Here is a 26,668-nt window from a genome sequence, read left to right as displayed (position 1 = left end):
CAACCCACGAGCAATATGACACATCACCACCCCCCGGGGACCATTGTCGCACCGCGGACATCCGCGCCCCCATGCGGTTCGTCAGCCCACAGAGACATTGAACCCAGGCACAAGGAACCCCGCCCCCGAGCGATGGACCGGGTCTCATGGACGATTCCTTGCATCCAGCATTTGCAACCGCCCCGCATTTATCCCGGGGCCCCATCCTCCCCGCCCGCACTCCGGCCCGCACGCAATCCGTCTGTCTTTCACAAAGCCTTGCAGCCCGCGCTGATTCCGCACCGTGAAACACGTACGGGCTGTCTTGCGCATGCGGGCCACGGCCGCGAGGAAGACCTCCGGCCCCACCGGACCTGTCTTGAGTAATGGGGTCGGGCCGGCGGACGAAGGACCCCTCGGTCCCAGGCCATTGTCACATTCTCGTCAGGACGCCCCGGCCCGCATTCCTGGCGGCTCGCCCGCCCTGGCGTCCGCCCGCATCACACAATCGTTGCAAACGCGTCACGTGCATGGAAATCGGGCCGCGCAGACTCCGGGCGCCATGGCCCACGTCCTCATCGTCGACGACGAACCCGATCTCGCCCAGCTCATCGACTTCAACCTGCGCGACTCCGGCTTCTCCACCCAGCTCGCAGGCACGGGCGAGGCCGCCCTCGTCGCGGCCCGGGAGAAGCCCCCCGAGCTCGTGCTGCTGGACCTGATGCTGCCCGACATGTCCGGCATCGATGTCTGCCGGCAGCTGCGCGCCCAGTCCCCGTCCCGCGAAGTCCTCATCGTCATGCTCACCGCCAAGGGCGAGGAGGCGGACCGCATCCGCGGCTTCGAGGTCGGCGCGGACGACTACGTCGTCAAGCCCTTCAGCGTCCGGGAGCTGGTCCTCCGCCTCAAGGCCATCCTGCGCCGGGGCGGCACGTCGCAGACCACCGCGGAGACGGCGCCCCTGGCCCTGGGCGCGCTCAAGCTGGACCTGTCCGCCCACCGCTTCTACGTGGAGGACAAGGAGGTCCCCCTCACCGCGCTGGAGTTCCGGCTGCTCGGCCACCTCATGACGCGCACGGGCCGGGTCCAGACGCGCGAGCAGCTCCTCGAGGAGGTGTGGGGCCTGTCCTCGTCCCTGGAGACGCGCACCATCGACACCCACGTCATGCGCCTGCGCGACAAGCTGGGCCCGGCGCGCACCCTGCTGGAGACGGTGCGCGGGGTGGGCTACCGCATCGTCGACCCGGCCCACTGACTTCGTGACACGGATGTCACACAAGGGACCCGAAACAGCCACGGACGTTACCTAGAAGCCAGTTTCGTGACCCTCCCGAAACCCTCCTCGATGCGTCTCGTCACCACCTTCCTCACCCTCTGCGTGGCGTCCGGCCCGGCCCTGGCCCAGGAGCCCGCGTCACCGCCGGCCGAGGCGTCCGCCCCCCAGGTGCCCTCCCCCGACGCCCAGGCGCCCGCCGAGCCGCCCCCCGCCGACAGCGCGCCGGCGGACGCGGACCTGGACGAGCGGATGACGAACGCCGAGGGGAAGGTGGCCGCGCTGGAGGAGCAGAACGCGGAGACGAAGGTGGACCTGTCCGCGCTCAAGAAGCTGAAGATTTCGGGCTACGTCCAGGGGCGCTACCAGTACCAGCAGAGCCTGGATGACAGCGGCTCGGGCGGCTTCAGCCGCTTCACCGTGCGCCGAGGCCGCCTCAAGACGACGTACACCACGGACTGGTCCCAGCTGATGTTGCAGTTCGACGGCGTGCCCACCACGGGCGTCACCGTGCGCGACGCGGAGGCCACGCTCTACATCCCGGGCACCCACCAGCAGCTGGGCCTGACGCTGGGCCAGATGAAGTGGCCCTTCGGCTACGAGGCCGTGCAGTCCTCCAGCGACCGCGAGATCCCCGAGCGCACCCGCGTGGTGCGCGCCTTCCTGCCCGACGAGCGGGATCGCGGCGTGAAGTTCGCCGGCAACTTCCTGGACGGGAAGCTCCACTTCAGCGGCGGCGTGTTCGACGGCGACGGCATCTTCAACCAGGGCTACGTCGGCTCCGACAACGACAAGGAGAAGGACGCCATCGGCCGCGCGGGCTTCGACCTGGGCTGGGTGTCCGGCGGCATCTCCGGCTGGTACGGCCACACCATCACCAAGGGCCCCACGGACACCTACCGCAAGGCGTACACGCGGGATCGTCTGGCACTGGACGCCCAGCTCTACCTGGACGTGCTGCCCTTCGGGGCCACGGCCATCAAGGGCGAGTACATCACCGGGCGCTCGTACTGGAAGAGCTCTGGCGACGTGAAGATTGAACAGCCGGGTGTGCCCGCCAGCGGCTGGTACGGGCTCATCGTCCAGAACATCGGCCTGACGGACGCGGTGGCTGTCCGCTACGACTTCTTCGACCCGGAGAACGGCCGCAAGAACACGGTGACGGACGGACGCCCGGCCAGCACCAACTCGGTGGGCACCCTGGCCATCGCCGTCCTCCACTACTTCGGCGAGCACTTCAAGGTCACCGCCGCCTACGAGATGCCCGTGACGGCCGCGCCCGGCGCCCCGAAGGACCCGCACGACAACCTCTTCACGCTTCAGATGCAGGCCCGCTACTAGGCCCTACCTTCCCACCGACTCACAACGCTTCGTCAAGGAGCCGACCACCATGAAGACTTTCATTGGCGCACTCATCGCGGGCCTGCTGCTCGCCCTCCCGCTCTCCGCCCATGCGGGCAACGTCACCGTGAAGGGCTCGGACACCATGGTCATCCTCGGGCAGCGATGGGCCGAGGAGTTCATGAAGAAGACGCCCGCCACCAAGGTGCAGGTCACCGGCGGAGGCTCCGGCGTGGGCCTGGCCGCGCTGCAGAACGGCACCACCGAGATCGCCATGTCCAGCCGCGAAATCAAGGACGCGGAGAAGCAGAAGCTGCGCGCGCGCTACAACACCACGGGCCAGGAGATTCCCGTCGCCAAGGACGGCGTCACCTTCTACGTCAACGAGGGCAACCCCGTGACGTCCCTCACCGTGGAGCAGCTGCGCGGCATCTACGTGGGGGATGTCACCAACTGGAAGCAGGTGGGCGGCCCCGACGCGCCCATCATCATCTACTCGCGCGAGAACTCCTCGGGCACCTACGTCTTCGTCAAGGACCACGTCCTGGACGGCGACGACTACGCCGCCTCCGCCCAGACGCTGCCGGGCACCGCCGCCGTGGTGAACGCCGTCTCCAAGGAGAAGAACAGCATCGGCTACGGCGGCTCCGCCTACGCCAAGGGCATCAAGGAGCTGAAGATCAAGAAGGGCAACGAGGAGATCGCCCCCTCGGCGGAGAACATCAAGACGGGCAAGTACCCGCTGTCGCGCGACCTGTACTTCTACCTGCGCAACAAGCCCGCCGGGGAGGCCAAGGCGTTCATCGACTACGCGCTGTCCCCGGAAGGACAGGCCGTCGTGACGAAGGTCGGCTACTTCCCGGTGAAGTGACGCCGGGCCGTCACACGAATGTCACGCGGGGCTGGAGGCCACATGGATAGACAGGCCGTCATGGAGCAGGGTCTCACTCAGCCTCTGGTCGCGCCCACACTGTCCCCGGCCGCGCGGCGGCGGCAGCTCAAGGAGAAGGCCATCGCGGGGTTCATCACCCTGATGGCCTTCACCGGCATCGCGGCGCTCATCCTCATCATCATCTTCGTGGCCAAGGAGGCCCTGGCGCTCTTCACCCAGGCCGAGGCACGACACGAGGCCAGCCTGTCGAAGATGTTCCTGCCGCAGGAGGTCCCGCCCGGCCGCCCGCCCTTCCGCTGGCAGCCGGTGTCGAAGATTCCCAAGGTCAGCATGATTCCGCTGTTCGTCGGCACGCTGAAGACGACGGTGGTCTCCATGCTCGTCGCGGTGCCGCTGGGCGTGTTCGGCGCGCTGTTCGCCGCGGAGTTCGCGCCCCGCCGCCTGCGCGAGCTGCTCAAGCCCGTCATCGAGCTGCTCGCGGGCATCCCCTCCGTCGTGCTCGGCTTCTTCGCCCTGATGGTGATGTCCACCGTCATCAAGGACGTCTTCGCCTTCGACCGGCCGCTCAACGCCATGGTGGCGGGCCTGGGCCTGGCGCTCGCCATCGTCCCCGTCATCTTCACCGTGTCCGAGGACGCGCTCACCGCGGTGCCGCGCAGCTACCGCGAGGCGTCGCTCGCGCTGGGGGCCACGCCCTGGGAGACGGCCTGGAAGGTGGTGCTCCCCGCCGCGGCCCCCGGCATCCTCGCCGCCTGCGTGCTGGGCTTCGGGCGCGCCATCGGTGAGACGATGATCGTCCTCATGGCCTCCGGCAACGCGGACGTCATCTCCTGGAGCCTGGGGGACTCGGCGCGCTCCCTGTCGGCCACCATCGCCGCGGAGATGGGCGAGGTGGTGGTGGGCAGCCCCCACTACTCGCTCCTGTTCTTCATCGGCGTGCAGCTCTTCCTCTTCACCTTCGTCCTCAACCTGCTCGCCTCCACGTGGACCAAGCGGGTGGTGAAGAAGCTCACCGGAGGTGCGGCGTGACGCCCGGGACCCGCCGCGCCGTGGGCCTGGCGCTCACGTCGCTCACCGGACTCGCCGCGTTCGTCATCGTCGCGGTGCTGGCCATCATCCTCTTCAACGTGGTGGAGAACGGCGCCGGGGGCGTCACCTGGACCTTCCTCACCCAGCCGCCCGAGGACGGGATGATGGCGGGCGGCATCTTCCCCGCCATCTTCGGCACCGCCGCGCTCACCCTCCTGATGACGCTCGCGGTGATGCCCGTGGGCGTGCTCACCGCGGTGTACCTGCACGAGTACGCGCCCCCCAACTCGCTCTTCGCCCGCATCGTCCGCGTGGCGGTGGTGAACCTGGCGGGCGTGCCCTCCATCGTCTTCGGCCTGTTCGGCCTGGGCTTCTTCATCCTCTTCGTGGGCCAGGGCATGGACCGGGCGCTCGGCCACGAGGAGATGTACTGGGCCCAGCCCGGCATCCTCTGGGCGTCGCTGACGCTCGCGGTGCTCACGCTGCCCGTGGTCATCGTCTCCACCGAGGAGGCGCTGCGCGCGGTCCCCATGGACCACCGCACCGCGAGCCTCGCCCTGGGCGCCACCCAGTCCCAGACGCTGGCGCGGGTGGTGCTGCCGGGCGCGCTGCCGGGCATCCTCACCGGCGCGGTGCTGGCCATCTCCCGCGGCGCGGGTGAGGTGGCGCCCATCCTCTTCACGGGCGCGGCCTACTTCCTGCCGGACCTGCCCTCGCACCTCAACTCGCAGTTCATGCACCTGGGCTACCACACGTACGTGATGGCCACGCAGTCGCCGGACGTGGAGGCCACCCGTCCCCTGCTCTACGCGACGGTGCTGGTGCTGCTGCTGCTCACGTTCGCCCTCAACCTGGTCGCGGTCATCATCCGGACCCGCACGCGCCGCAAGGCCGCGGGCGCCCACTGACGGTACACGCCCTCCATGTCCCTCACGCCCAACGCTCCCCGCCCGAAGATGGAGGCCCGCGAGCTGACGCTCCGGTACGGCGCCAAGGAGGCCATCAAGAAGGTCTCCCTGGCCATCCAGGACCGGCGCGTCACCGCCCTCATCGGCCCGTCCGGCTGCGGCAAGTCCACCTTCCTGCGCTCGCTCAACCGGATGAATGACTTGATTCCGGGCGCCAACCACACCGGCACCATCCTGCTGGACGACACGGACATCCATGACCGCAGCGTGGACGTGGTGGACCTGCGCCGCCGCGTGGGCATGGTCTTCCAGAAGTCCAACCCGTTCCCCAAGAGCATCTTCGAGAACGTCGCCTACGGCCTGCGCGTGGGCGGCATGAAGGACAAGGCGGCCCTGGCCCAGCGCGTGGAGAAGTCCCTGCGCGGCGCGGCGCTGTGGGACGAGGTGAAGGACCGGCTGCACGAGAGCGCCCTGGGCCTGTCCGGCGGCCAGCAGCAGCGGCTGTGCATCGCCCGCGCGATGGCGGTGGAGCCGCAGGTGCTGCTGATGGACGAGCCGGCGAGCGCGCTGGACCCCATCGCCACGGCCAAGATCGAAGAGCTCATCCACGAGCTGAAGGCGACGTACACCATCGCCATCGTCACCCACAACATGCAGCAGGCCGCCCGCGTGAGCGACAGGACGGCTTTCTTCTACATGGGTGAGCTGGTGGAGTGCGGGCCCACCGAGCAGATCTTCACCAACCCGCGCGAGAAGCGCACCGAGGACTACGTCACCGGGAAGTTCGGGTGAGCGCAGAGAAGGGATTGTCGCAGATGCCGTTGACCCACACGGACAAGGCGTTCGAGCAGGACCTGAGGGACTTGCGCGAGAAGCTCCTCGCGATGGGGGCCAAGGTGGAGGGCCTCATCGCCCAGAGCATGCGCGCCCTCACGGACCGCGACAGCGCCCTGGCGGAGAAGGTCGTCGCGGCCGACAAGGACGTCAACCGGCTGGAGGTGGAGATCGACGAGCTGTGCCGGCGCATCCTCGCGCTGCGCCAGCCGGCCGCCAGTGATTTGCGCCTCATCACCACGGCCTTGAAGATCGTCACGGACCTGGAGCGCATCGGAGACCTGGCGGTCAACATCGCCGAGCGCTCCATGGACCTGAACCAGGTGCCGCCGCTGGCGCCCTACGTGGACACGCCCCGGCTGGCGGAGCTGGCCCAGCAGCAGGTGAAGCGCTCGTTGGACGCCTTCGTGTCCAACGACGTGGCGAAGGCGGAGGAGGTGCTCCAGGGGGATGACCTGCTGGACGCGCTGTTCCTCAAGATCTTCAACGAGCTGCTGGCGTACATGATGGAGGACTCGCGCAACATCCGGCGGGCCACCGCGCTGATGTTCATCGCCAAGCACCTGGAGCGCATCGGCGACCACGCGCTGAACGTGGCGGAGATGGTCGTCTACATGGTGCGGGGCAAGGACATCCGCCATCCGCGCAGCCGCAACCTGGGCGACTAGCCGGACGGCTTCACCGCGCCGTCACGTGGAATTGCCCGGGGCGCCCCGGGCGCTCCCCACGCCTGACGCGCGGGCCCCCTAGCGTGGCAACCGGTCGCGCGATGACCGCGCGCCAGTCCCCGGGGACCGCCCGCGCATGTCGCTCGCCTCCGCCCTCCTGCTGTTCGCCGCCTCTTTCGGCCTCACCGCGCTCGCCGTCCAGTACGTGCTCGTGCTCCGCCACCGCCGTGAGGCGCCCCGGGCCCTCCCCACAGGCGCCCCGTGGCCCGCCATCTCCATCCTCAAGCCCCTGTGCGGCGCGGATGACGACCTGGAGACCAACCTCAAGCACTTCGCCCACCTGGACTACCCCGGCACCTATGAAGTCGTCCTGGGCGTCAAGGACACGCGCGACGCGGCGTACCCCGTGGCGTGCGAGGCGGTGCGCCGCTGGCCCGGCGTCATGCGCCTGGCGCTGCAGGAGGGCGCCCCCGGCCTCAATCCGAAGGTGAACCAGCTCATCACCCTGGCGGACCGGGCCCGGTACGACCTCTTCGTCATCAGCGACAGCAACACGCGGGTGGCGCCCGGCTACCTGGAGGAGATCGCCGCGGGCTTCGCGGACCCGACGGTGGGCTGCGTGACGCACCCCGTCTCGGGCATCGGCGAGAGGAGCCTGGGTTCGCTCCTGGACAACCTCTACCTGACGTCCAGCGCGGCGGCGGGGATGATTGGCGCCAAGCGCCTGGCGGACCAGGACATCGTCGTGGGCAAGTCCATGGCGCTCAAGCGCGCGGACGTCGACGCGCTGGGCGGCTTCTACTCGGTGCGCGACGTGCTCGCGGAGGACTTCGTCATCGGCCAGTGGGTGACGCGCAAGTTGGGACGCCGCGTCGTGGTGGCGCGCGCGCCCGTCTACAACGTGTCGCTGGGCAAGAGCGTGCGCGCCTTCTTCCAGCGCTACCTGCGCTGGAGCGTCATCCACCGGACGGCCGTGACGCCGTCCACGTATGTCGCGCAGTCGCTGCTCAACCCCGCGCCGCTGGCCGTGGCGGGGGCGCTGGTGAGCCCCTGCCTGGAGTCGGTGACGCTGGCCACGCTCGTCGTGCTCGGCAAGGTCCTGGTGGACCTGGGCGCGTTTCGCGCGCTGCGTCCCCAGCCGGTGTCATGGCGCGCCGCGCCGGCGGTGCTGCTCAAGGACGTGCTGCTGTTCGCCGCGTGGTGGCACGGCGTGTTCTGCCGCACGGTGGACTGGCGCGGGACGCGGCTTCGCGTGGGCCCGGGCACCCGCCTCTTGCCGCCACGCGCGCGCGTGTCCACGGCGGACGCGGCGCTGGCCCCTCGGGACGAGTGGGTCGCCGGCTGATGCACAGGTGTTTCATCACGCTCGCGACGGATTCACGTGGCGGACGTGAAGCCGACGCGGTCGATGCCTACGTTGCTGTGCATGCCCCCAAGGACGTTGGCGCACCTTTCGGATCTGCACCTGGACCTGAGCCCGGCCAGTGACGCCCAGGCCCGGGCGCTCGTCGCCGCGCTCCAGGCGAACCGCGCGGACCACGTGGTGGTGACCGGTGACTTGACGCACCAGGGCTCGCACGAGGAGTACCGTCGCTTCCTCGACATCTTCTCGCCGCTGTTGGACACCGGACGGCTCACGCTCATCCCCGGCAACCACGACCGCCCTGGCGAGGACGTGGGCGGCGGCTGGATGGACGGCCTGAAGGTCCGCACCGTGGAGCGCCCCGGGCTGTATCTGGTGTGCGTGGACTCCACCGGCGAGCACAACCGCAACTACTTCGCGAGCCACGGCGAGCTGTCGCTCGAGACGGTGGAGCAGGTGGAGAAGGCGCTTGGCCGCGCCCCCAAGGACGCGCTGGTGGCGGTGCTGGTGCACCACCACGTGCTGCCCCTGCCCGAGGAGAGCTTCCCGGAGCGGCTCGCCACGCGCATGGGCTGGCCCCACGCGTCCGAGCTGTCCCTGGGCGCGGAGCTGGTGGCGCGCATCCAGGGCAGGTGCGACCTGGTCCTCCACGGCCACCGCCACCACCCCAACGAGACGGTGGTGGACACGGCCCATGGCCGCCCCTTGCGCGTCTTCAACGCGGGCAGCTCCACCGACCTGGGGCGCTTCCGGCTGCTCCAGCACTCGGAGGGTCGCCTGCTGAGCGAGCCGGTGTGGTGCCACTCCACCCAGCCGGAGCGTCCGCGCACGGCCAGCCACAACGTGCGCCCCGCGCTGCAGTACCTCGTCACCCAGCTGGGCATGGCCCTCTTCTGATGTCCGCCCGCCCGCTCTGCGAGCGGAAGCCATTCCACCGGGGGAAGCGAATGGCCCGGGGGCGCGGTGGGGTTCTTCCCATGTTGGGGAGGATGCTTGGCGCGACTGGACACCGATGACGGCTCGAGAAGAGTGCTGGTGGTCGACGACGACGCGGACTGGCGGGAGTTCCTGCGGCTCAGCCTGGAGGAACTGGGGTATGACACGATGGAGGCGGCCGACGGCCAGGAGGCCCTGGACAGCCTCCGGCGCGGTGAGCGCTTCGAGGTCATGCTGCTGGACCTGAACATGCCGGGCATGAGCGGCCTGGAGGTCGTGGAGAAGCTCGAGCGGCTGCCACGAGGGCCCCACCCCCGGGTGGTGTTCCTGACCTCGGCGGCGGCCCAGGACGTGGGCATGGCCCTCTTGGCCGGCCCCCACTACTACCTGCCCAAGGGCGCCAGCCGGGACCAACTGTCTCTGCTCTTGCAGTCACTTGGTGGGTGAGCCGCCGGCCAACCGGGGATACGGTAGAGGGCTCCTGAGAGGAGGGCCGTCATCGCATCGGAGCTGCTCGTCATCTTGTTGCTCGTCCTGGCCAATGGCGTGTTCGCCGGGGCCGAGCTCGCCATCATTTCCATCCGAAGGACGCGGCTGAAGGAGCTGATGGAGCAAGGCAGTGGCTCCGCCAAGGCGGTGGAGGCCCTGCGGGCCAACCCCGAGCGGTTCCTCGCCACGGTGCAGATCGGCATCACCGTCATCGGCGCGACGGCGGCGGCCTTCGGTGGCGCGAGCATCGCCAACCGCCTGGCCCCGGTGCTGATGGAGCTGGGCCTGCCGGAGACGACGGCGGACGAGGTGGCCCTGGCCGCGGTGGTCGTCTTCGTGTCGTTCCTGTCGCTGGTGCTCGGGGAGCTGGTGCCCAAGTCGCTGGCGCTGCGCGCGTCCGAGCGCTACGGGATGCTCATCGGCCGGCCCCTGCTGGGCCTGTCGTGGGTGATGCGGCCGGTGGTGTGGTTCCTCACGGCCAGCTCCAACGTGGTGCTGCGGCTGTTCGGCGACAAGACGAACTTCACCGAGAGCCGGCTGTCCGCGGAGGAGCTCCAGGCGCTGGTGGAGGAGGCCGCGAAGCAGGGCTCGTTGGACCCGAAGGCGGGCGAAATCGCCTCGCGCGCGTTCGAGATGGGCGAGCTGACGGTGGGCGAGCTGATGGTGACGCGCGAGCAGATCGTCGCGCTGCGTCGCCACGCGAGCGCGGACGAGATTCGCCAGATGCTGCTGGAGCGCGGGCACTCGCGGATGCCGGTGTTCGAGGGTTCACTGGACAACATCGTCGGCTACGTCATCGCCAAGGACCTGCTCGCCGTGGCGTGGGAGGGGAACCTCATCGTCCTGGAGGACGTGCTCAGGCCGGCCTTCTTCCTGGTGGAGACGATGCGGGCCATGGACGCGCTGAAGGAGCTGCAGCGCCGTCGCATGCAGTTGGCCATCATCGTGGACGAGCGCGGCGGCGTGGTGGGCCTGGTGACGGTGGAGGACCTGGTCGAGGAGATGGTGGGCGACATCCTCAGCGAGACGGAGACGCCCGAGGAGCTGGTGCGGCGCGAGAGCCCCGCGGCGGCGGTGGTGCAGGGCAGCGCGGCCATCCGCGACGTCAACCGCGAGCTGGGGTTGGAGCTGGCCGAGGACGGCGACTACTCCACGGTGGCGGGGCTGAGCATCGCGCTGGCGGGCGGCGCCATCCCCGAGCCGGGCACGAAGCTGAAGACCAAGGACGGCCTGGAGCTGGAGGTGGTGGAGGCCTCGCCCCGGCGCGTGCGCACGGTGCGCATCTTCCTGCCGCCGCCCCAGCCGGAAGAAGGCGACAGCGCCTGAGGCCCGTGCTCACCCCGCGTCCATCAGCCCCAGGGTGAGCGCCTTCACCACGGCCTGGACCTTGTTGGTGGCGTTGAGCTTGAGCAGGGCGTTGCCGATGTGGAAGTTCACGGTGCGCTCGGAGATGTCGAGGATGGTGCTGATGTCCGCGGACGTCTTGCCCTCCCCCGTCCAGGGCATGCGCAACAGGTAGCCGAAGAAGTCGAACCCCAGCGTGCGGGCCAGGGCGTCCACGCGCTCGAACAAGGCCTGCGCCTCATCCGCGCGCCGCGACGGCGGTCCGCTCGCCTCCCCCGTGGCCATCTGCCCTCCCTCCTCGTCGGAGCCAGGCTGGATGAGACCGACGATGAGTGGATGATATAGACAGCCCTCCCCCGGCGGACCACCCTCGATGGCTGTCTTTGCCCCGCATGGGGCGCGCACCTGGCCCGCACCGCGCATTCAGCGCGCGCGGAGGGCCTTGGCGAAGGTCGCGGTGATGAATTGAGGGCGGGTGATGGCGCTGCCCACGACGACCAGGTCCGAGCCGAGCCGCAAGGTCCGCGCGGCCTGCGCCGGCGTCGAGATGGCGCCCTCGGCCACCAGCGGGCAGCGCACCACGGCGGCGCGCAGCGCCCTCAGGTGCTCGAAGTCATCGTCGCAGAGGTGGCGCCCGGCCGTCTCCCGGGTGAAGCCATACAGGCCGCTGGAGACACAGTCGAACCCCAGCTCCTGGGCGAGCGCGGCCTCGCGGACGGTGGCCACCTCCGCCATCAACGGGACGTCCGGGTAGCGGGCGCGGACCTTGCGGACCAGGTCCGGGAGCGACTCACCCTCCGGACGCCACCGCTCCGTCGCGTCGATGCCCACCAGCTGGGCGCCGGCGTCCACCACCTCGGCCACCTCCGCGAGCGTCGGGGTGACGCGCACCCTCGAGCCTGGATACTCGCGGAGGAGGACGCCGAGGAGCGGCAGGGGGACCTTCGCGCGAATCGCGGCGATCTCCGCGGGCCCGTTGGCGAGGAGGCCCTGCGCCCCGCCCCGGACCGCGGCGACGGCCATGGCGGTCATGAACGCGCTGCCATGGAGCGGCTCGCCGGGCAGGGCCTCGCAGGCCACCACGAGGCCTCCCTGGAGTTGTTGGAGCAGCCTCATCCGGAGACCCGCGCCCGTCGGCAGTCGAGCATCGCGGCGTGGGGCCTTCGCAGGTAGGCGTGCAGCGCGGGAGGGGCGTCCTCGACGCGGGCGAGCCCCGGGGGCCAGGGGTCGGCCCAGAACACGGGCCCGAAGCCCGCGTCTCGCAAGGCCTCCTCGATGGAATTCCTGGACCAGTACCAGGCGGTGACGTCTGCCTCCACGCCCGCGGCGCGCAGCTCGACTCGCAGCGCGCCTCCTTCCGCATGGGGCGCGTCCGAGACCAGCCGCAGGCCATAGGGAGCGTAGTAGTCCGGGTCGGGCGCGTGGTCGGGATGGAGCGGCAGCGCGAGCAGACGTCCTCCCGGGCGCAGCACCCGGGCCATGCTCGCGCACATCTGTCGCAGCTCGCTCCGCGTGGAGGCATACGGGAGGACGTACACGGCCAACACCAGGTCGAACCGCTGCTCCAGTTCGGGCGTCAGCCGAGACACGTATTCGATGCCGCGCTGCTCCTTCGCCTCCCGCTGCCGCGCGGCGCTCAGCATCCCCTCGGACGCGTCATGGCCCACCACCCGGCGGGCCCCTCGCCCGGCGAGCAGCCGGGAGTACAGCCCCGCGCCACAGCCGAAGTCGAGCACGTCGCTGCGCGTCAGGTCTCCCAGCGAGTGGAGCACCGAGGGCACCTCGATGTCCCGACGGAAGGGCCAGGGGGCGACGTCCTCGTAGAGGCTCGCCAGTTCGTCGAACTGGCGCTCTGCGGCGGTGGCGGACATCGACGACCTCCCGTGCGAAGGGTTCCCCTGAGTTAAAGCCAGACACCCCGGGTGGGAAACCTGTCAGGACTGACAGGATGGGCCCCTTCAGCGATGGCCGCGCCCCTGCCCTCGCGCCGGACGGCGCCCGAGCCTCCGCGGCGAATCCCAGACACCCCGGGCGGGCGCCCGCTCTTTCTCGCCGTTTCAGACACCGTGATGCACAGCGGGTCCCAGGGGACACGGAATCTGGGCTTTACTGACTGGGACTCGGTTACACGAACAGCCTCGGTTGGGTGGAAACCACCCCTCGGTGAGTCATTGCGTGAATGATTTGACCCAGTTCAATACACCCACGCAAATGACCTAACGTGGGCATGCCTCATTGCGAGGCCATTGACCGGAGCCAGACATGACACGTGTATATGGATTCCCCGCGCTCGCGGCGCTGTTTCTCTTGGGCGGCTGCGATGGCAGCTCTTCCGAAGTGGGCGCGCCATCCTCCTTGCAGACACAGGAGGCGGCGGTAGGCGAATTGGACCTGGCGGTGGTGGACATGGTGGCGTCCTGCCAGGCCACGGCGCTGACGCTGTCCGCGGCGGTGCAGAACCTGGGAGCCACCGGCATCGCCGGCTCGACGACGGCCATCTACGCAGGCGAGCCGGGCGCGGGCGGCACGCGCCTGGGAATCGTCAGCGTTCCCTTCCTGGTGGGGGGTGAGCGCTTCCCCTTCCAGCTCTCCTTCACGGTGCCGGAGGGGACGCAGCGGGTGGTGGTGGTCGCGGACGACGACGGCGTCTTCGACGAGGGGGACGAGGCGAACAACCGCGCCGCGTTCGACTTCCCGATTCCGTGTGCGACGAATCAGCTGCCGGTGGCGAGCTGCCAGGATGTCACCATCCAGGCGGACGCGACGTGCCGGGGGCAGGCCTCCGTGGACCACGGCTCGTTCGACCCGGATGGCTTCCCGGGGCCGTTCAGCGTGAGCCAGACCCCCGCGGGCCCGTTCTCCCTGGGGACGACGCCTGTCCGTCTGGATGTGACGGATGGCGCCAGCACGAGCACCTGCTCCGCGACGGTGAAGGTGGTCGACGTCACGGCGCCCACGCCGGGCGCGAGCCGGGGCATCACCCTGACGCCCTCGGCGGGCTCCGACTACGTGCTGGTGTCGCTGGATGACTGCGCCCTGCCAGCCACGGACAACTGTGGCGGCACGCTGCCCCTGGCGCAGGCGGGCTCGCTGCTGCGCGTCACCTCCGACGAGCAGAACGACGCGCTGTCATTGCTGCGGCTGCTGGCCTGCGACGACATCAAGCTGAGCGCGGATGGCAAGTCCGCGATGGTGCGCGCGGAGGCGGCGCTGCTGGGCAACGGCCGCGTCTACACGTTCGTGTATGGCGTGTCGGACAACACGGGCAACCAGTCCGTGGGCTCCTGTCAGGTCCGCGTTCCCGCGCTGCTGGGCAACCCCGCCGTCGACTCGGGGGCCCGGTATTGCCAGGGCGAGGGCTGCCCCTCGGGGACGACGTACCCCGGGCTGCTCTGCTCGCTGCTGTAATGGATTGAGGTCGCGGCACTCCGCCCGGGGCTGTCCCGGGCGGGGTGCCGCGGCCCAATGACTCCGCAATCCCAGATTCCTGGGATGGGCCTGCCCGGCGCTCCTCGAATACCGTTGCATCCTCCCCAAGGAGGCAACCATGTCGACGAGGTATTGCATTGGAGCGGCACTGGGACTGCTGGTGACCATGGCCATGGGCTGTGGAGCGCCGTCTGCTGAAGATGTCGTCACGACGGAAGGCATCCAGGAGTCTTCGCAGGAGCTGTCGACCTGTACGGCGGCCTGCGCCACGGGGTCGGTGAGTTGTCCGTCGGGAACGACGGTCTGCTCCGCCCAGGACAACTCCGGGGTGACGTGCAACGGAACGTTCATCGCGTGTCCCACGACGCCCCCGGCGTGTGGCGACCTGCCGCGGTGCAGAGACCTGGTGGGAAGCGTCTGCGCCCCCGGCTCCAGGGAGCCGTGCTGCACGGCCTCGGGAGCTGAGAGCGTCTGCGTCTGCACCCTCAGTGGAATCCTGCGCTGCAACACTCTCTAGGCGGAGTCCGGGCGGCTTCGACTCGCCTCGAGGCTACTGCCGTGGAGTCGGCAGGGGCTCATCCGGGTGGATGATGGAGGGGCTCCGTCGGACATAGGCCCGGGCCCAGAGGTAGGCCCCGGCCCCCGCGGCCAGCAGGGCTCCCACGGCGCCCAGGAGCACCCATCGAGTCGTCCGCGTCATTCGAGTCCTCCAGGAGGACTCCCGACAGGAGGAGCCTCCGTGCCTGCTCGACCCTAGGGCACGGAGGCTGCCGCGGGCCAGCCAGCAGTGTCCTCTCGCCAGCCTCAGGCCGAATGTGTGCTTGCGTCGGCCAGCAAGTTCGGCTACTTGTGCCCTCGCCGCAGCGGTTCTGCGCGATTAGCTCAGCTGGATAGAGCGTTGGCCTCCGGAGCCAAAGGCCGCAGGTTCGACTCCTGCATCGCGCGCAGGGACAACCGCCCGGTCTTCCTCAGGAAACTGATGGAGACCGGGCGGGAAATCCTGCCCCTCCAGGCTCCCCCAACAGACTCGCGGCAATGTCCCCGTCAGCGAAGCGCCTGTGGCGTGGTCCCGTCGCTGGGACCGGGCCGCCTCCGGGATTCGACGTCCGGATGACCGTGGCGCAAGACACCACCACGGCTCGCCCCGGCTCTCCGCCCAGGCAAGGGCGCGCCAATGGCTTCATGCGGTCTCGAGGCGACTCAGCAGACGTCGCATCCCGCGCAGTAGAAGGTGCCATCCGACCAGAACACGCAGTATTCGCAACAGTCGACATAGACAATGGATTGCGTAGTATCGGTCGAAGAGAGCTTCGCCTCAGTCCCGTCGGTCTTCACGACCGTACCCGATGTCACCGGCATGGAGCCTGAGTCACTGTGAATGACCATCGAGCCATTCTCACCATGCTCGATACGATATTCCGGGTCGGAGACGCCGCCACAACCCGTTGAAACCGCCGCGAAGAACACGAACGCCGCAACCTGACGGATATTCATTGGCCGTATGCCTTTCCAGTGGGTGCCCATGAGGCAACCACAACTATGAGGTGAATGCGATAGACTGTCCATGAGAGTCGACGACACCCCAGGACTCCGTCACAAACGACCCCGTCCGGGTGACGCGCGATTGAGCTTCTGCCGGCGTCTGACACACTTCGAGCCCCCGAATAGGAACGACCTCCCCACAAGCATCGTGATCGCGGTTCCCATAGTCGAGGAGGCAACCCGGTGGTTTCGAGCCCGGTTCCCAACTGCCGCGATTGCCAGCCAGGGTGCGCTGGCTGTTGTTCACCTGGGAGACACCCGGGTTGTGCTGCTGCACGGCCCGCGAGGGCGCACGCGGCAGATCCTGGTCGAGGTCAACCCCAAAGACGTCCCCTTGCACCCGGCTAATGACGTGGAGGTTCAGGTGCGGGCGAAAACCCTATTGGGCTCCCGCTGGGCAACGCTCACGATGCCAGACCAGACGACCCAACTCGTCCTGGTGACCCCCGTTCCGGCCTTGAACAAGTACCAATTGGAGCAGGTCCGCCAGGTGCTGAGGCCACTCAAAGAGAAGGTCGCCAGGTGGCACGAGGGAGTCAAAGGTCATCTGGAATCAATCTGGAACAAGGAACTGGATCGACTCCTGGAGAAGGAGGGTCCGCACCAGATCAAATGGATCGTGGCGGGGATCAATCCCGGGAAACTGGAGGCGAGAGACGGTCGCTACCTGCACCCAGCGGGACCGTCAGGCGCACCAATGCATGTGCTGTTGCGGCATGATGTCCCCAGTTGGGACTTCGTGTTGGCCTTGAATCAAACAAGCCTTGCCAGCTCCAACATGGATGAACTGGACGACCTGTCCCCGAAGCAGCAGGAAATCCTCGACGAATCCCTCCTGGCGATGGCTGAGGCCATTGGCCAACTGGCACAGATAACTGGGGCCCACGTCTGGATTCTCGGCAACAAGGAACTCTTTGCCAGGAAAACCTCGACAATGCGCTTCTATCCGTTCTTTCAACGGTTGGCCAAGCGCACGAGCGAGGACCCGACCCTGCACGACCGACTCTACTTGAGCAACCATCCATCGAGAGGCAGCCTGTTCAGCGAACTGCCCATGACAGACGAGATCCTGGATCACGGATTGGAAGTCGCACTACGGCAGCACTGCCTCCCGCTGCGTCCGTAGCAACTCGGGGGGCGGCCACCGCGGCTTCCCTCCTCACACGGGCGCATCGAGCTTGCCTTTGCCCCTCGGAAATCACGCCCCCGCGACCATGCCGCGCCGCATCGGGCCACAGGGACTCGGCCACTTCCCTATCCCGGTGATGGGCACGGGCGCCGGTCACGTCCTCGGCTGGTACAGCGCGTCAGGCATCCTCATGGCGCTCGGGCGGCCGCGAGACACACGGGTCCCCATCGCCGCCCGGACGTAGCCTGGGTCCAACACCCTCACGCTCCACCGCATTCCCGCCCGGAGACCTTCGTTTTTTCGAAGCCTCCCGGGAGCTTTTCCTATTGGCGCGAAACTCCGCGGACCAGCAGATAGGAGATAGGCCCATGGTGGGCCGGAAGGAGCCGAGGATGCGAATCGAAATCCGAGCCCGACACTTCACCCTCACCGAGACCCTCCGCACCCACGTCGAGCGCCGCGCGCGCTTCGCCATGGGGCGACTGTCGGACCGGGTCCGCGAGGTGACGGTGCGCTTGGAAGACATCAACGGCCCACGCGGAGGCGTGGACAAGGTGGCGAAGGTCACGGTGCGCCTGGAGCACGGCGGACAGCTCGCGTCGGAGGCGATGGACGCGACCTTCCCCGGCGCGGTGGACCGGGCCCTGGAGCGCGCCGGCCACGCGGTGGGCAAGGCCCTGGGACGCTCGCACCGCCAGGACAGCGAGAGCGTGAGGACCGGTCCCTGGGAGGCCGAGGAGCAGCACAGCCCGCTCTGACGTGAAGCGCCGCCGAGGGCCCTTCTCCCCGAAGGGCCCCGGCGATGTCAGGATGGGTCCATGACGCGCGTCGCGCGTCCCTTTCCTGGAGGATTTCCGATGCAGACGGCGGGACCGGGCGTGCTGGCGCGAGGACGGGCCGCATGGGCCCGCGCGAGGCGGCGCTGGTGGGTGCGATGGGGCGTGGACCTGGTGCTGCTGGCGCTCGTGTTCACCGCCGTCGCGGCCTGGCAGACGCGCCACCTGCCCGGCTCCGGAGCGCCCGCGCCAGACTTCACCGTGCAGACGCTCTCCGGAGAGACGGTGTCGCTCGCCTCGCTGCGAGGCAAACCCGTGGTGCTCGCCTTCTGGGCCCCGTGGTGCGGCGTGTGCGGCGCCGAGTCCTCCAACCTCTCCCAGCTGCGCCGCATCGCCGGAGACTCCGCGCACGTCGTGTCGGTGGCGCTGGCCTATGAAGACGTCGCCGCCGTGCAGCGCTTCGCCCAGGAGCACGCGGTGGACTACCCGGTGCTGCTCGGCGACGACTCGATACAGGAAGCGTGGCGGGTGAGCATGTTCCCCACCGTGTTCTTCCTGTCCGCCGAGGGGCGCATCGAGCGCTCCGTGGTGGGCTACACCACCCTGCTCGGCCTGTCCTGGCGGTGGATGTTGTAGAGTCCGGAGCACCTCTCGGAGCCAACGGATGGGAACGACCAAATCCGCAGATGAGTGAGCCGCGGCGACCCTGTTGCCGCGGCCCTCTGTCCAAAGCTCATCACGTTCCCGTGGAGAGGCAGATGGCCGCCCGCTGTTCCCCTTTTGTGCGGATGCCATCGTGGCTCACTCGAAAACCTTGCCGTGGACGTACTCCGTGCCAGCAGCGCTGTTGCTGATGGCCCCCTTCGACCTCCTGGCCTCGCTGGCCATGGACATCTACCTGCCCGTGGTTCCGGCGATGGTCGGAATCCTCCAGACGTCTCCCGCCATCATCCAGCTCACACTCAGCCTCTACATGGCGGTGCTCGGGCTGGGACAGGTGGTGTTCGGCCCCTTGTCGGACCGCATCGGTCGGCGTCGGGTGCTGTTGGGAGGCGCGCTGTTGTTCGCGGCCACCTCGTTCCTGCTCGCGGGCACCTCGGACGCGATGACGTTCGTCGGCCTGCGGACTCTGCAAGCCGTCGGCGCCTCCGCGGCGCTCGTCGCCACGTTCGCCACCGTCCGTGATGTCTACGCGGAGCGGCCGGAGAGCGCGGTCATCTACAGCCTGTTCAGCGCCATGCTGGCCTGCGTGCCCGCGCTGGGCCCCATCGTCGGGGCGCTGCTCGCGAGACACTTCGGTTGGCGGGCCATCTTCATCACGCTCGGCGGCCTGGCGACGGCGGCCGTGGTGAATGCGTGGCCCCGGTGGCACGAAACCCACGCGGCGGACGGGCCACGTCCCGCCGTCGCGTTCCGTCCCATCCTGCGCGACGCCGCGTTCTGGACGTACACGCTGGGCTTCAGCTCGGCCATGGGCGCGTTCTTCGTGTTCTTCTCCACGGCGCCCCGGGTCCTCATCGGACAGGCGGGCTTCACCGAGCTCGGGTTCAGCCTGGCCTTTGCCACCGCGGCGCTCGCGATGATTGCGACGACGCGCTTCGCCAGGCGCTTCGTGGCGGCGTGGGGCCTGGCGGGCAGCCTCACGCGGGGCATGCTCCTGCTGCTCACCGGCGCGGCCCTGCTCGCGGCGGGGCAGCTGTTCGCGGCCCCGTCGTTCTGGACGTTCGTCGCGCCGATGTGGGTCATCGCGGCGGGCATCGTCTTCGCGGCGTCCGTCACCGCCAACGGCGCGCTCCAGGCCTTCGGCGCCGTGGCGGGGACCGCCGTCGCGCTCTACTTCTGCGTCCAGAGCCTCATCGTCGGCACCGTGGGCACGCTGATGGTCGTCCTGCTCGACGGCGACACGGCGTGGCCCCTGGTGGCGTATGCCTCGCTCATGGCGACGGTGACGCTGAGCGCCCAGGCGAACCTGCGACGCAGGCGGGTGCCCTCCCCCTAGCGCGGGCTCCCACCGCGCCGGAGGGACGTTCAGCCTCCGGCGCGGCGTGCAGCGGCTACAGCTTCACCAACTGCACATCATCCATGTGCACGAAGTTGGCACCATTGGCCGTGGTGGCACGGGTGTGGAAGCCCAGCTCCAGATAGCCGCCGGTGACGGAGATGACCGGCGTCTCCACCAGCGTCCACGCGCCATACGTCCCCAGCTCCGTGAACACGGGCGCACACGAGCCACACGTCTTCGCCTGGATGCGCGACAGGTCGAAGGTGCCGCCCTTTCGCACCCACGCGCGGACCCGGTAGTTGCCGGACGCCAGCCCCGACACCGTCTGATACGTCCACACCTCGAAGGGCGCGGCGTTGTTCCAGTGCGTCAGGTGATAGCTGCCCGAGTGTCCACCATTGTGCGTCTCGCTGAAGTCCGCGGCCTCCGTGCCGTTGGGGCTCCACGTCGCCCAGCCAGCCATGTCCGACTCGAAGCCCGGGTTCGTCAGCGTCCCCCCCGGCGTGCTGCCCGCCTGGTACCAACGCACCCACTCCACCTCCATCGTCTTGCGCTGCCCCAGCGGCAGGTCCACGTTGCCCGCCGGCGTATTGCCATACCAGTTCCCACCCAGCGCCAGGTTCAACAGGATGTAGTGGTTCTGCCGGAACGCCTGCGCCGCGTGCACGAAGTCCGCGTTCGCCCGGACCTGGTTGTCCAAGCGGAACACCATCCGGTCCGCCGTCCACTCCAGCTCGTAGACGTGGAACGCATCCGCCAGGCTGTAGCCCCGGTTCGCCCCGGAGCCCCAATCCCTCGCGCCCTCGCCCCAGTGCGTGGCCACCTTCATCCACGACGGCTCGTTCGAGTGCCACTCCAGGATGTCGATCTCCCCCGCCGCCGGCCAGCCGACGCTGGAGATGTTCGCCCCCAGCGTCCAGAACGCGGGCCACATGCCGTAGCCGGACGGCACCTTGATGCTCGCCACCAGCTTGCCGTAGGTCCGCTCCACCTTGCCCTTGGTGTGGATGCGCCCCGAGTAGAACGAGCGCGGCCCATAGCCGGTACAACGCGAGTCATTGGGCGCGTCGTTGGTGCGCTCGGCGGTGAGGATGAGCTTGCCCCCGCTCACCGTCACGTTCTGCGCGCGCGGGGACTCCAGCTCCCCCGTGCCGAAGTTGCAGTTGCCCGTCACCGGGTCGTAATTGCTCGTCAGCACGTTCCAGTTCGCTGAGTTCAGCGCCGAGCCCGTGAAGTCGTCCTGCCACGCCAGGTTCCAGCCCGGCCCCGGGTCGTAGGCCAGCTCCTTCTGCTCCTGCGCGACCAACGGCGGCGGCTCGGACTCCACCGGAACCTCGTTCCCACATCCCCCCAACAACAACCCGCCCAAGACAAAACACGCACCCCAGCTGGACTCGCTCCGATATGCCATCCGCTCCTCCTGGAATAATGCGAGAACACGATTTACTCGAATTCTAGCATTTACTTCATTCGGAGCGACAACAAAGTCAGATGGCGTAGTCCCCCACGAACACGGAGGCGGAGCGCACGTCCGCGTGGACCGCGTCTCCTTCCGAGACGCCGAGCGCATCGAACTCGGAGCGGGACACCTGCACCGTCACTTCATCGCCCGAAGGAAGTCGCAGGAGCACCTTGACGAAGCCGCCCACGGACTTGAGGCGCTCCACCCTCCCGGTGACAGGAGAGGCGCTTCGCGCCGCTTCATCCGTGCGCGCCAGCTTGATGTCATGCGGACGCACGAAGGCATGCACCGCCTGGCCCTCCCGAGCGGCGGACGGCATCGCCAGGGCGAGCGAGCCGAGCGCCGCGCGCCCCTGCTGGACATGGCCTCGCAGGATGCTCGCCCCGCCGATGAACGACGCCACGAAGGGCGAGGCCGGGCGGTCGTAGATGTCCTCCGGTGAGCCCGCCTGGGCCACGCGCCCCTCGCTCAGCACCACGACGTGCTGGGAGATTTCGAGCGCCTCCTGCTGGTCGTGCGTCACCAGGAGCGTCGTCAAACCGGTGCGCTCGTGCAGGCCATGCAGCCACTCGCGAAGCTCCTCGCGCACCCGCGTGTCCAGCGCGCCGAAGGGCTCATCCAGGAGCAGCACGCGAGGGCGGATGGCGAGCGCCCGCGCGAAGGCCACACGCTGACGCTGGCCTCCGGAGAGCTGCGCCGGATGGCGCGCGCCCAGGGCCTCGAGTTGCACCAGGCGCAGCATCTCGTCCACGCGCGTCTCCACCTCGGCCCGGGGGAGCTTGCGCATCTCCAATCCGAAGGCGACGTTCTGCCGCACCGTCATGTGGCGGAACAAGGCGTAGCTCTGGAACACGACGCCCACGTTGCGCTGTTGCACCGGCTGCGCCGTGCAGTCCGCGCCGTCGATGAGGACGCGCCCCGAGTCGGGGACCTCCAGCCCCGCGATGAGGCGCAGCAGCGTGGACTTCCCCGCGCCCGACGGGCCCAGCAACGAGGTGATGGCCCCCGCGGGCGCCTGGAACGACACCGACGAGACGGCGGGGCTTCCGCCCGCGGAGAACCGCCGGGTGAGCTGCTCGACGACGATGCTCATGACGCCTCACTCCTCCACTCCACGTACTTCTTCAGGACCAGCGTCACCAGCGCCAGCACCGTGAGCAACGAGGCCACGGCGAACGCTCCGGCGAAGTCGTATTCGTTGTAGAGAATCTCCGCGTGCAGCGGCAGCGTCGTGGTGACGCCGCGCACGTGCCCGGACACCACCGAGACGGCGCCGAACTCGCCCATCGCCCGCGCGTTGCAGAGGATGACGCCGTAGAGCACGCCCCACTTCACCTTCGGCAGCGTGACGCGCAGGAAGGTGCGCCAGCCGCTCGCGCCCAGCGTCAGCGCCGCCTCCTCCTCGTCACCGCCCTGCGCCTGCATCACCGGCAGCACCTCCCGGGCCACGAACGGGAAGGTGATGAACACCGTCGCCAGCACGATGCCCGGCACCGCGAAGATGACGTGCACGTCGTGCTCGGCCAACAGCGGCCCCAGCCAGCCCTGCCGCCCGAAGAGCAGCACGAAGATGAGCCCCGCGATGACGGGCGACACGCTGAACGGCAGGTCGATGAGCGTCAGCAGCAGCGCGCGCCCCCGGAACCGGAAGCGCGCCAGCAGCCACGCGGCCGCAAGCCCGAAGACCAGGTTGAGCGGCACGGCGATGCCCGCGGCCGTCAGCGTCAGGAGGATGGCGGAGCGCGCCTCCGGCTCCGTGACGGCGGCCACATACGCGGCCCACCCCTTCTGGAACGCGAAGGTGAAGACCGCCACCAGCGGGACGACGAGGAAGACGGCCAGGAAGCCCAGCGACAGGGTGATGAGCGTCCAGCGCACCCACCGCGAGCCCTCCAGCGGGCGCGTCGCGCGGTGCGACACCAGACTCGAAGGAGCCAGCATGTCCGTCACGCTCCAGGCCGGACTTCGAACCGGCGGTGGCTCCAGCGCTGGAGCAGGTTGACGACGAGCAGCAGCAGGAACGACGTCACCAGCATCACCACCGCGATGGCCGTGGCCCCCGCGTAGTCGTACTGCTCCAGCTTGGTGACGATGAGCAGCGGGACGATTTCGGTGCGCAGCGGCATGTTGCCGGAGATGAAGACGACGGAGCCGTACTCGCCCAGCGCCCGCGCGAAGGCCAGGGTGAAGCCGCTGAGCAGCGCGGGGGAGATGGCCGGGAACAGCACCCGCGTGAAGGTCTGCCACGGCGTGGCGCCCAGCGTCGCCGCGGCCTCCTCCACGTCCGCGTCCAGCTCCTCCAGCACCGGCTGCACCGTGCGCACCACGAAGGGCAGCCCGATGAACGTCAGCGCCACCGCGATGCCCACGGAGGTGTAGGCCACCTTCACCCCCAGCGCCTCCAGATACTGGCCGTACCACCCCTTCGACGAGAACAGCGTGGTGAGCGTCAGCCCCGCCACCGCCGTGGGCAGCGCGAAGGGCAGGTCCACCAGCGACTCCACCAACGAGCGCCCGGGGAAGCGATAGCGCACGAGCACCCACGCGACGAGCAGGCCGAACACGACGTTGACCAGCGCCGCCACCAGCGACGCGCCGAAGCTCAGCCGGTACGCCGCGAGCGCGCGGGGCGCCGACACCGTCTCCCAGAACTGCGGCCACGTCAGGGAGAACGTCTTGAGGAAGAGGCTCGACAGGGGGATGAGCACCAACAACCCCACATAGGCCCAGGTGAAGCCCAGCGACAGGCGGAAGCCGGGCAGGACATGACGACGCGCGGGCATGCTCATGGCTCAGCGCGCCTGGGGGACGTAGATGCGGTCGAAGACGCCGCCATCATCGAAGTGCGCGGCCTGCGCCTTGCGCCAGCCTCCGAACACCTCGTCGATGGTTAAGAGCGTCAGCTTCGGGAAGCGGGCGCCCTCCTTGCTCGCCACCGCCTCCGAGCGCGGACGGTAGTGGTGCTTCGCCGCCAGCCGCTGCCCCTCCTCCGAGTAGAGGAACTGGACATACGCCTCCGCCACGGCGCGCGTGCCGCGCTTGTCCACGTGCCGGTCCACCACCGCGACGGGGGGCTCGGCCAGGATGCTCACCGAGGGCACGACGATGTCGAACCGCCCCTGTCCCACCTCGTCCGTCAGCAGGAAGGCCTCGTTCTCCCAGGCGATGAGCACGTCGCCCAGCCCTCGCTCGGCGAACGTGGTGGTGGCCCCCCGCGCACCGGAGTCGAGCACCGGCACCCGACGGAACAGCGCCTCCACGAAGCCGCGCGCGCTCTCGGGGGTGCCTCCCGGCTTGCGCAGCGCATAGCCCCACGCGGCCAGGTAGTTCCACCGCGCGCCGCCGGACGTCTTCGGGTTGGGCGTGATGACCGCGACGTCCTCGCGCAGCAGGTCCTCCCAGTCGCGGATGCCCTTGGGGTTTCCCTTGCGCACCACGAAGACGATGGTGGAGGTGTACGGCGCGCTGTTGTGCGGGAGCCGCGCCTGCCACCCCTCCGGGATGAGCGACGCCTTGTCGTGGAGCATGTCCACGTCGTAGGCCAGCGCCAGCGTGACGATGTCCGCCTCCAGCCCGTCGATGACCGCCCGCGCCTGCTTGCCGGAGCCGCCATGGGACTGCTTGATGGACACCTTCTGTCCGCGCTTCGCCTCCCAATCCCTGGCGAACGCCGCGTTGACGTCCACGTACAGCTCCCGCGTGGGGTCGTAGGACACGTTGAGCAGCGTGACGACGTTGGCCGAGGCCGCATCGGCACCGGCGGGCTTGGAGCACCCGACGAGGGCGAGCACGACGAGCAGGGACGACACGAGCCACGAATGCATGGAGGGGCCTTTCACCAGCTCACCTGGAAGCGGGACATGACGACGGATTCGGGCAGGCGAGCGCCGTCGACGGCGCCTCCCTCGTACTCGGTGTGGTCATACGAGGTGGCCACCCGGACGTTGTTGTTGAGGTACCAGTTCGCCACCGCGCCCCAGCCATGGGCCTTGCGCGCCGCGCGCGTGGGGTCCGCGTAGACGGGGAACGCGTCCGGGTCCACGCGGAGCTCGGACATGCGAGCCCCCACCTCCACCGCGCCCCAGCCGTCCGCGCTCGCGCCGAACGGCTCGGTGGGCTTCACGCCGTCGTAGGCCGCCTTGCCTCCGAAGAGCACGTACGACGCGCTGGCCTGCCAGGACTCGAAGCGCAGCCTCGCGTGCTGCTCCCCCAGGTGGACCTCCTGGGTGGAGGAGACGTACTCGGCCATCGCGCCCAGCGGTCCCAGGTAGAGATAGCCCTGTGGGGACCAGCGCACGTGCGGGCCGTGGGCGACGACGGTCTCTCCCAGGCCGTTGCCCGTCCTGAAGATGAAGAACGTCTGCTGCCCCATGGAGCGCAGCGGCGCCTCGCCCGTGGTGGACGCCGAGCCGAACTGCGACCCGCGCGACGCCGCGATGCCCAGCCCCAGTCCCGAGAGCGACGAGAGCCCCAGCGCCCGGAACGGATGGGTGAAAACCCGCGCCGCCAGGTCGAAGCTGTCATCCAGGTTGGTGTCGGCGCTCGCCCCATCCGCCGTGCCGTTGAAGGCCCCCAGCGCGTAGCTCACCACGCCGTCCTTCAGCTCCCCGTGCACCATCACCCCCACGTCCCGGTTGGGCACCAGGTCCGTGGGCAGCGCCCGCTCGATGAAGAGCGTATGGATGCCGGACTGGTTGCGCTCCAGCCCCACCGGCGGACGGAACCTGCCCACGCGCACCCGGACCTCCTTGCGCGGGCGGAACTCCAGATAGGCATCCCACAGCGGAGGCACGTTGGCCGCGAAGTCCACCAGCAGGCGGAAGTCGAACAGGCTGAAGAGCGTCCCCTCCAGCAGCGGACGCGCGCGCCGGATGAGCAGCGTCGTCGCCCCGGGACGGTCCGCGCGGCTCTCGAAGAAGCGACCATCCAGTTGCACGTAGCCGCGCAGCTTCAGCAACAGGGCGTTGTCGGCGGAGTGGAGGGAGATTCCCTCGGACGTCGCCCTCACGCTGACGCTCCCCGGGGCGGGCGGCGCGGGCTCGGCGGGCGGAGGTGTCTGGGCCAGCGCGACGGACGAGCACAGCCAGCCCAGCGCCACGGCCAGGAGCGGGGTGCATCGATGCGGGGGTGGACCTGCCATGGCGGAACCTCGACAGCGGAGAGGGGCGCGATGGACGGGGGTTTCGAACACCAGAAAGCCGAAAGCCCACCTCCTCGCGGATGGTGGGCTTCCTCGAACCAGCTCGAACCAGGCTTCTCAGGCCACGGGTCG

Annotated in this window: 27 protein-coding genes and 1 tRNA gene; 17 read left to right on the top strand and 11 right to left on the bottom strand. The window is 69.1% G+C overall.

What is annotated here, in order from left to right:
- The first annotated feature begins 541 nt into the window (after positions 1 to 541).
- The 11 genes from VZQ01_RS34540 (at position 542) to VZQ01_RS34490 (ending at position 11,038) form a co-directional block, all read left to right on the top strand.
- The gene (locus VZQ01_RS34540; RefSeq protein ID WP_223745792.1) at positions 542 to 1,234 is read left to right on the top strand and encodes a response regulator; all 693 of its coding nucleotides are present in this window, start codon (positions 542 to 544) and stop codon (positions 1,232 to 1,234) included.
- Between the two features lie 90 nt (positions 1,235 to 1,324).
- A complete protein-coding gene (locus tag VZQ01_RS34535) occupies positions 1,325 to 2,593 on the top strand; it encodes a porin (RefSeq protein WP_426745768.1) in 1,269 nt (422 codons plus the stop codon).
- A gap of 49 nt (positions 2,594 to 2,642) precedes the next feature.
- Entirely contained in the window at positions 2,643 to 3,464 is an 822-nt protein-coding gene (locus tag VZQ01_RS34530; protein ID WP_426745767.1) for a phosphate ABC transporter substrate-binding protein, read from the top strand.
- Positions 3,465 to 3,506: 42 nt separating this feature from the next.
- Positions 3,507 to 4,514: a phosphate ABC transporter permease subunit PstC gene (gene pstC, locus VZQ01_RS34525; RefSeq protein ID WP_426745766.1), complete on the top strand. Its 1,008-nt coding sequence runs from the start codon at positions 3,507 to 3,509 to the stop codon at positions 4,512 to 4,514.
- Positions 4,511 to 5,422 (top strand): phosphate ABC transporter permease PstA, encoded by a 912-nt coding sequence (gene pstA / locus VZQ01_RS34520; protein ID WP_426745765.1) that lies wholly within the window; start codon positions 4,511 to 4,513, stop codon positions 5,420 to 5,422. Before pstC ends, pstA begins: the two co-directional genes overlap by 4 nt.
- A gap of 48 nt (positions 5,423 to 5,470) precedes the next feature.
- Complete coding sequence (pstB, locus tag VZQ01_RS34515; RefSeq protein WP_218035661.1) at positions 5,471 to 6,214, top strand: phosphate ABC transporter ATP-binding protein PstB; 744 nt, start codon at positions 5,471 to 5,473, stop codon at positions 6,212 to 6,214.
- Positions 6,215 to 6,237: 23 nt separating this feature from the next.
- The gene (gene phoU, locus VZQ01_RS34510) at positions 6,238 to 6,924 is read left to right on the top strand and encodes a phosphate signaling complex protein PhoU (RefSeq protein WP_223745873.1); all 687 of its coding nucleotides are present in this window, start codon (positions 6,238 to 6,240) and stop codon (positions 6,922 to 6,924) included.
- Between the two features lie 136 nt (positions 6,925 to 7,060).
- Complete coding sequence (locus VZQ01_RS34505; RefSeq protein ID WP_223745787.1) at positions 7,061 to 8,269, top strand: ceramide glucosyltransferase; 1,209 nt, start codon at positions 7,061 to 7,063, stop codon at positions 8,267 to 8,269.
- A gap of 63 nt (positions 8,270 to 8,332) precedes the next feature.
- Entirely contained in the window at positions 8,333 to 9,184 is an 852-nt protein-coding gene (locus VZQ01_RS34500; RefSeq protein WP_223745786.1) for a metallophosphoesterase family protein, read from the top strand.
- A 96-nt stretch (positions 9,185 to 9,280) separates the two neighbouring features.
- Complete coding sequence (locus VZQ01_RS34495; protein WP_083560251.1) at positions 9,281 to 9,670, top strand: response regulator; 390 nt, start codon at positions 9,281 to 9,283, stop codon at positions 9,668 to 9,670.
- A 78-nt stretch (positions 9,671 to 9,748) separates the two neighbouring features.
- Positions 9,749 to 11,038: a hemolysin family protein gene (locus VZQ01_RS34490; RefSeq protein WP_426749012.1), complete on the top strand. Its 1,290-nt coding sequence runs from the start codon at positions 9,749 to 9,751 to the stop codon at positions 11,036 to 11,038.
- A gap of 9 nt (positions 11,039 to 11,047) precedes the next feature.
- Here VZQ01_RS34490 and VZQ01_RS34485 read toward each other — a convergent pair whose 3' ends face one another.
- The 3 genes from VZQ01_RS34485 to VZQ01_RS34475 form a co-directional block, all read right to left on the bottom strand.
- Positions 11,048 to 11,341, bottom strand: coding sequence for a helix-turn-helix domain-containing protein (locus tag VZQ01_RS34485; protein WP_426745763.1), 294 nt, complete (start codon positions 11,339 to 11,341; stop codon positions 11,048 to 11,050).
- Between the two features lie 138 nt (positions 11,342 to 11,479).
- Positions 11,480 to 12,172 carry an N-acetylmannosamine-6-phosphate 2-epimerase gene (locus VZQ01_RS34480; protein WP_426745762.1) on the bottom strand — a complete coding sequence of 231 codons (693 nt, stop codon included), beginning with the start codon at positions 12,170 to 12,172 and terminating at the stop codon, positions 11,480 to 11,482.
- Entirely contained in the window at positions 12,169 to 12,927 is a 759-nt protein-coding gene (locus tag VZQ01_RS34475) for a class I SAM-dependent methyltransferase (protein ID WP_223785679.1), read from the bottom strand. The genes VZQ01_RS34480 and VZQ01_RS34475 overlap by 4 nt, the downstream gene beginning before the upstream one ends.
- A 391-nt stretch (positions 12,928 to 13,318) precedes the next feature.
- On the opposite strand from VZQ01_RS34475, the gene VZQ01_RS34470 reads away from it, so the two are divergent.
- Entirely contained in the window at positions 13,319 to 14,464 is a 1,146-nt protein-coding gene (locus VZQ01_RS34470) for a CARDB domain-containing protein (protein WP_426745761.1), read from the top strand.
- Between the two features lie 571 nt (positions 14,465 to 15,035).
- Here VZQ01_RS34470 and VZQ01_RS34465 read toward each other — a convergent pair.
- A complete protein-coding gene (locus tag VZQ01_RS34465; protein ID WP_223745782.1) occupies positions 15,036 to 15,185 on the bottom strand; it encodes a hypothetical protein in 150 nt (49 codons plus the stop codon).
- Between the two features lie 171 nt (positions 15,186 to 15,356).
- Here VZQ01_RS34465 and VZQ01_RS34460 point away from each other — a divergent pair.
- A tRNA-Arg gene (locus VZQ01_RS34460) sits at positions 15,357 to 15,430 on the top strand.
- Between the two features lie 255 nt (positions 15,431 to 15,685).
- On the opposite strand, the gene VZQ01_RS34455 is transcribed toward VZQ01_RS34460, so the two are convergent.
- The gene (locus VZQ01_RS34455) at positions 15,686 to 16,009 is read right to left on the bottom strand and encodes a hypothetical protein (RefSeq protein WP_223745781.1); all 324 of its coding nucleotides are present in this window, start codon (positions 16,007 to 16,009) and stop codon (positions 15,686 to 15,688) included.
- A gap of 166 nt (positions 16,010 to 16,175) precedes the next feature.
- Here VZQ01_RS34455 and VZQ01_RS34450 point away from each other — a divergent pair, with 166 nt between their 5' ends.
- The 4 genes from VZQ01_RS34450 to cml all read left to right on the top strand — a co-directional run bounded on the left by VZQ01_RS34450 (position 16,176) and on the right by cml (position 19,931).
- Positions 16,176 to 17,153, top strand: coding sequence for a hypothetical protein (locus VZQ01_RS34450; protein ID WP_426745760.1), 978 nt, complete (start codon positions 16,176 to 16,178; stop codon positions 17,151 to 17,153).
- A 395-nt stretch (positions 17,154 to 17,548) separates the two neighbouring features.
- Entirely contained in the window at positions 17,549 to 17,914 is a 366-nt protein-coding gene (locus VZQ01_RS34445; protein WP_141324457.1) for an HPF/RaiA family ribosome-associated protein, read from the top strand.
- A 99-nt stretch (positions 17,915 to 18,013) separates the two neighbouring features.
- Positions 18,014 to 18,568 carry a TlpA disulfide reductase family protein gene (locus VZQ01_RS34440; RefSeq protein ID WP_408891837.1) on the top strand — a complete coding sequence of 185 codons (555 nt, stop codon included), beginning with the start codon at positions 18,014 to 18,016 and terminating at the stop codon, positions 18,566 to 18,568.
- Between the two features lie 217 nt (positions 18,569 to 18,785).
- The gene (gene cml, locus VZQ01_RS34435; RefSeq protein ID WP_426749011.1) at positions 18,786 to 19,931 is read left to right on the top strand and encodes a CmlA/FloR family chloramphenicol efflux MFS transporter; all 1,146 of its coding nucleotides are present in this window, start codon (positions 18,786 to 18,788) and stop codon (positions 19,929 to 19,931) included.
- Between the two features lie 55 nt (positions 19,932 to 19,986).
- Here the strand turns inward: cml and VZQ01_RS34430 are convergent, their stop codons facing one another.
- The 6 genes from VZQ01_RS34430 to VZQ01_RS34405 form a co-directional block, all read right to left on the bottom strand.
- On the bottom strand, positions 19,987 to 21,345 hold the full coding sequence (locus tag VZQ01_RS34430) for a glycoside hydrolase family 16 protein (RefSeq protein WP_426745759.1): 1,359 nt from the start codon (positions 21,343 to 21,345) through the stop codon (positions 19,987 to 19,989).
- A gap of 76 nt (positions 21,346 to 21,421) precedes the next feature.
- Positions 21,422 to 22,489, bottom strand: a complete 1,068-nt coding sequence (locus tag VZQ01_RS34425) for a sulfate/molybdate ABC transporter ATP-binding protein (protein ID WP_223745775.1) — start codon at positions 22,487 to 22,489, stop codon at positions 21,422 to 21,424.
- Entirely contained in the window at positions 22,486 to 23,337 is an 852-nt protein-coding gene (gene cysW, locus VZQ01_RS34420) for a sulfate ABC transporter permease subunit CysW (RefSeq protein ID WP_426745758.1), read from the bottom strand. Before cysW ends, VZQ01_RS34425 begins: the two co-directional genes overlap by 4 nt.
- Before the next feature lie 5 nt (positions 23,338 to 23,342).
- The gene (gene cysT, locus VZQ01_RS34415) at positions 23,343 to 24,185 is read right to left on the bottom strand and encodes a sulfate ABC transporter permease subunit CysT (protein WP_223745773.1); all 843 of its coding nucleotides are present in this window, start codon (positions 24,183 to 24,185) and stop codon (positions 23,343 to 23,345) included.
- Positions 24,186 to 24,188: 3 nt separating this feature from the next.
- The gene (locus VZQ01_RS34410) at positions 24,189 to 25,220 is read right to left on the bottom strand and encodes a sulfate ABC transporter substrate-binding protein (protein ID WP_426745757.1); all 1,032 of its coding nucleotides are present in this window, start codon (positions 25,218 to 25,220) and stop codon (positions 24,189 to 24,191) included.
- An 11-nt stretch (positions 25,221 to 25,231) separates the two neighbouring features.
- Positions 25,232 to 26,536 carry an OprO/OprP family phosphate-selective porin gene (locus VZQ01_RS34405; RefSeq protein WP_426745755.1) on the bottom strand — a complete coding sequence of 435 codons (1,305 nt, stop codon included), beginning with the start codon at positions 26,534 to 26,536 and terminating at the stop codon, positions 25,232 to 25,234.
- Positions 26,537 to 26,668 lie beyond the last annotated feature (132 nt).

This window comes from Myxococcus faecalis (assembly GCF_050039385.1).
In the GTDB taxonomy this organism is placed as follows: Bacteria; Myxococcota; Myxococcia; order Myxococcales; family Myxococcaceae; genus Myxococcus; species Myxococcus fulvus.
The sequence above is the reverse complement of the archived record's forward strand: the minus strand, read 5'-3'. Positions and strand labels throughout refer to the sequence as shown.

What these genes read in the sequence shown, in the direction of transcription:
- VZQ01_RS34540 (WP_223745792.1), top strand. Translation starts at nt 542, where the DNA reads ATGGCCCACGTCCTCATCGTCGACGACGAACCCGATCTCGCCCAGCTC.
- VZQ01_RS34535 (WP_426745768.1), top strand. Translation starts at nt 1,325, where the DNA reads ATGCGTCTCGTCACCACCTTCCTCACCCTCTGCGTGGCGTCCGGCCCG.
- VZQ01_RS34530 (WP_426745767.1), top strand. Translation starts at nt 2,643, where the DNA reads ATGAAGACTTTCATTGGCGCACTCATCGCGGGCCTGCTGCTCGCCCTC.
- pstC (WP_426745766.1), top strand. Translation starts at nt 3,507, where the DNA reads ATGGATAGACAGGCCGTCATGGAGCAGGGTCTCACTCAGCCTCTGGTC.
- pstB (WP_218035661.1), top strand. Translation starts at nt 5,471, where the DNA reads ATGGAGGCCCGCGAGCTGACGCTCCGGTACGGCGCCAAGGAGGCCATC.
- phoU (WP_223745873.1), top strand. Translation starts at nt 6,238, where the DNA reads ATGCCGTTGACCCACACGGACAAGGCGTTCGAGCAGGACCTGAGGGAC.
- VZQ01_RS34505 (WP_223745787.1), top strand. Translation starts at nt 7,061, where the DNA reads ATGTCGCTCGCCTCCGCCCTCCTGCTGTTCGCCGCCTCTTTCGGCCTC.
- VZQ01_RS34500 (WP_223745786.1), top strand. Translation starts at nt 8,333, where the DNA reads ATGCCTACGTTGCTGTGCATGCCCCCAAGGACGTTGGCGCACCTTTCG.
- VZQ01_RS34485 (WP_426745763.1), bottom strand. Translation starts at nt 11,341, where the DNA reads ATGGCCACGGGGGAGGCGAGCGGACCGCCGTCGCGGCGCGCGGATGAG.
- VZQ01_RS34480 (WP_426745762.1), bottom strand. Translation starts at nt 12,172, where the DNA reads ATGAGGCTGCTCCAACAACTCCAGGGAGGCCTCGTGGTGGCCTGCGAG.
- VZQ01_RS34475 (WP_223785679.1), bottom strand. Translation starts at nt 12,927, where the DNA reads ATGTCCGCCACCGCCGCAGAGCGCCAGTTCGACGAACTGGCGAGCCTC.
- VZQ01_RS34470 (WP_426745761.1), top strand. Translation starts at nt 13,319, where the DNA reads ATGACACGTGTATATGGATTCCCCGCGCTCGCGGCGCTGTTTCTCTTG.
- VZQ01_RS34465 (WP_223745782.1), bottom strand. Translation starts at nt 15,185, where the DNA reads ATGACGCGGACGACTCGATGGGTGCTCCTGGGCGCCGTGGGAGCCCTG.
- VZQ01_RS34455 (WP_223745781.1), bottom strand. Translation starts at nt 16,009, where the DNA reads ATGGGCACCCACTGGAAAGGCATACGGCCAATGAATATCCGTCAGGTT.
- VZQ01_RS34445 (WP_141324457.1), top strand. Translation starts at nt 17,549, where the DNA reads ATGCGAATCGAAATCCGAGCCCGACACTTCACCCTCACCGAGACCCTC.
- VZQ01_RS34440 (WP_408891837.1), top strand. Translation starts at nt 18,014, where the DNA reads ATGCAGACGGCGGGACCGGGCGTGCTGGCGCGAGGACGGGCCGCATGG.
- cml (WP_426749011.1), top strand. Translation starts at nt 18,786, where the DNA reads ATGGCCCCCTTCGACCTCCTGGCCTCGCTGGCCATGGACATCTACCTG.
- VZQ01_RS34430 (WP_426745759.1), bottom strand. Translation starts at nt 21,345, where the DNA reads ATGGCATATCGGAGCGAGTCCAGCTGGGGTGCGTGTTTTGTCTTGGGC.
- VZQ01_RS34425 (WP_223745775.1), bottom strand. Translation starts at nt 22,489, where the DNA reads ATGAGCATCGTCGTCGAGCAGCTCACCCGGCGGTTCTCCGCGGGCGGA.
- cysW (WP_426745758.1), bottom strand. Translation starts at nt 23,337, where the DNA reads ATGCTGGCTCCTTCGAGTCTGGTGTCGCACCGCGCGACGCGCCCGCTG.
- cysT (WP_223745773.1), bottom strand. Translation starts at nt 24,185, where the DNA reads ATGAGCATGCCCGCGCGTCGTCATGTCCTGCCCGGCTTCCGCCTGTCG.
- VZQ01_RS34410 (WP_426745757.1), bottom strand. Translation starts at nt 25,220, where the DNA reads ATGCATTCGTGGCTCGTGTCGTCCCTGCTCGTCGTGCTCGCCCTCGTC.
- VZQ01_RS34405 (WP_426745755.1), bottom strand. Translation starts at nt 26,536, where the DNA reads ATGGCAGGTCCACCCCCGCATCGATGCACCCCGCTCCTGGCCGTGGCG.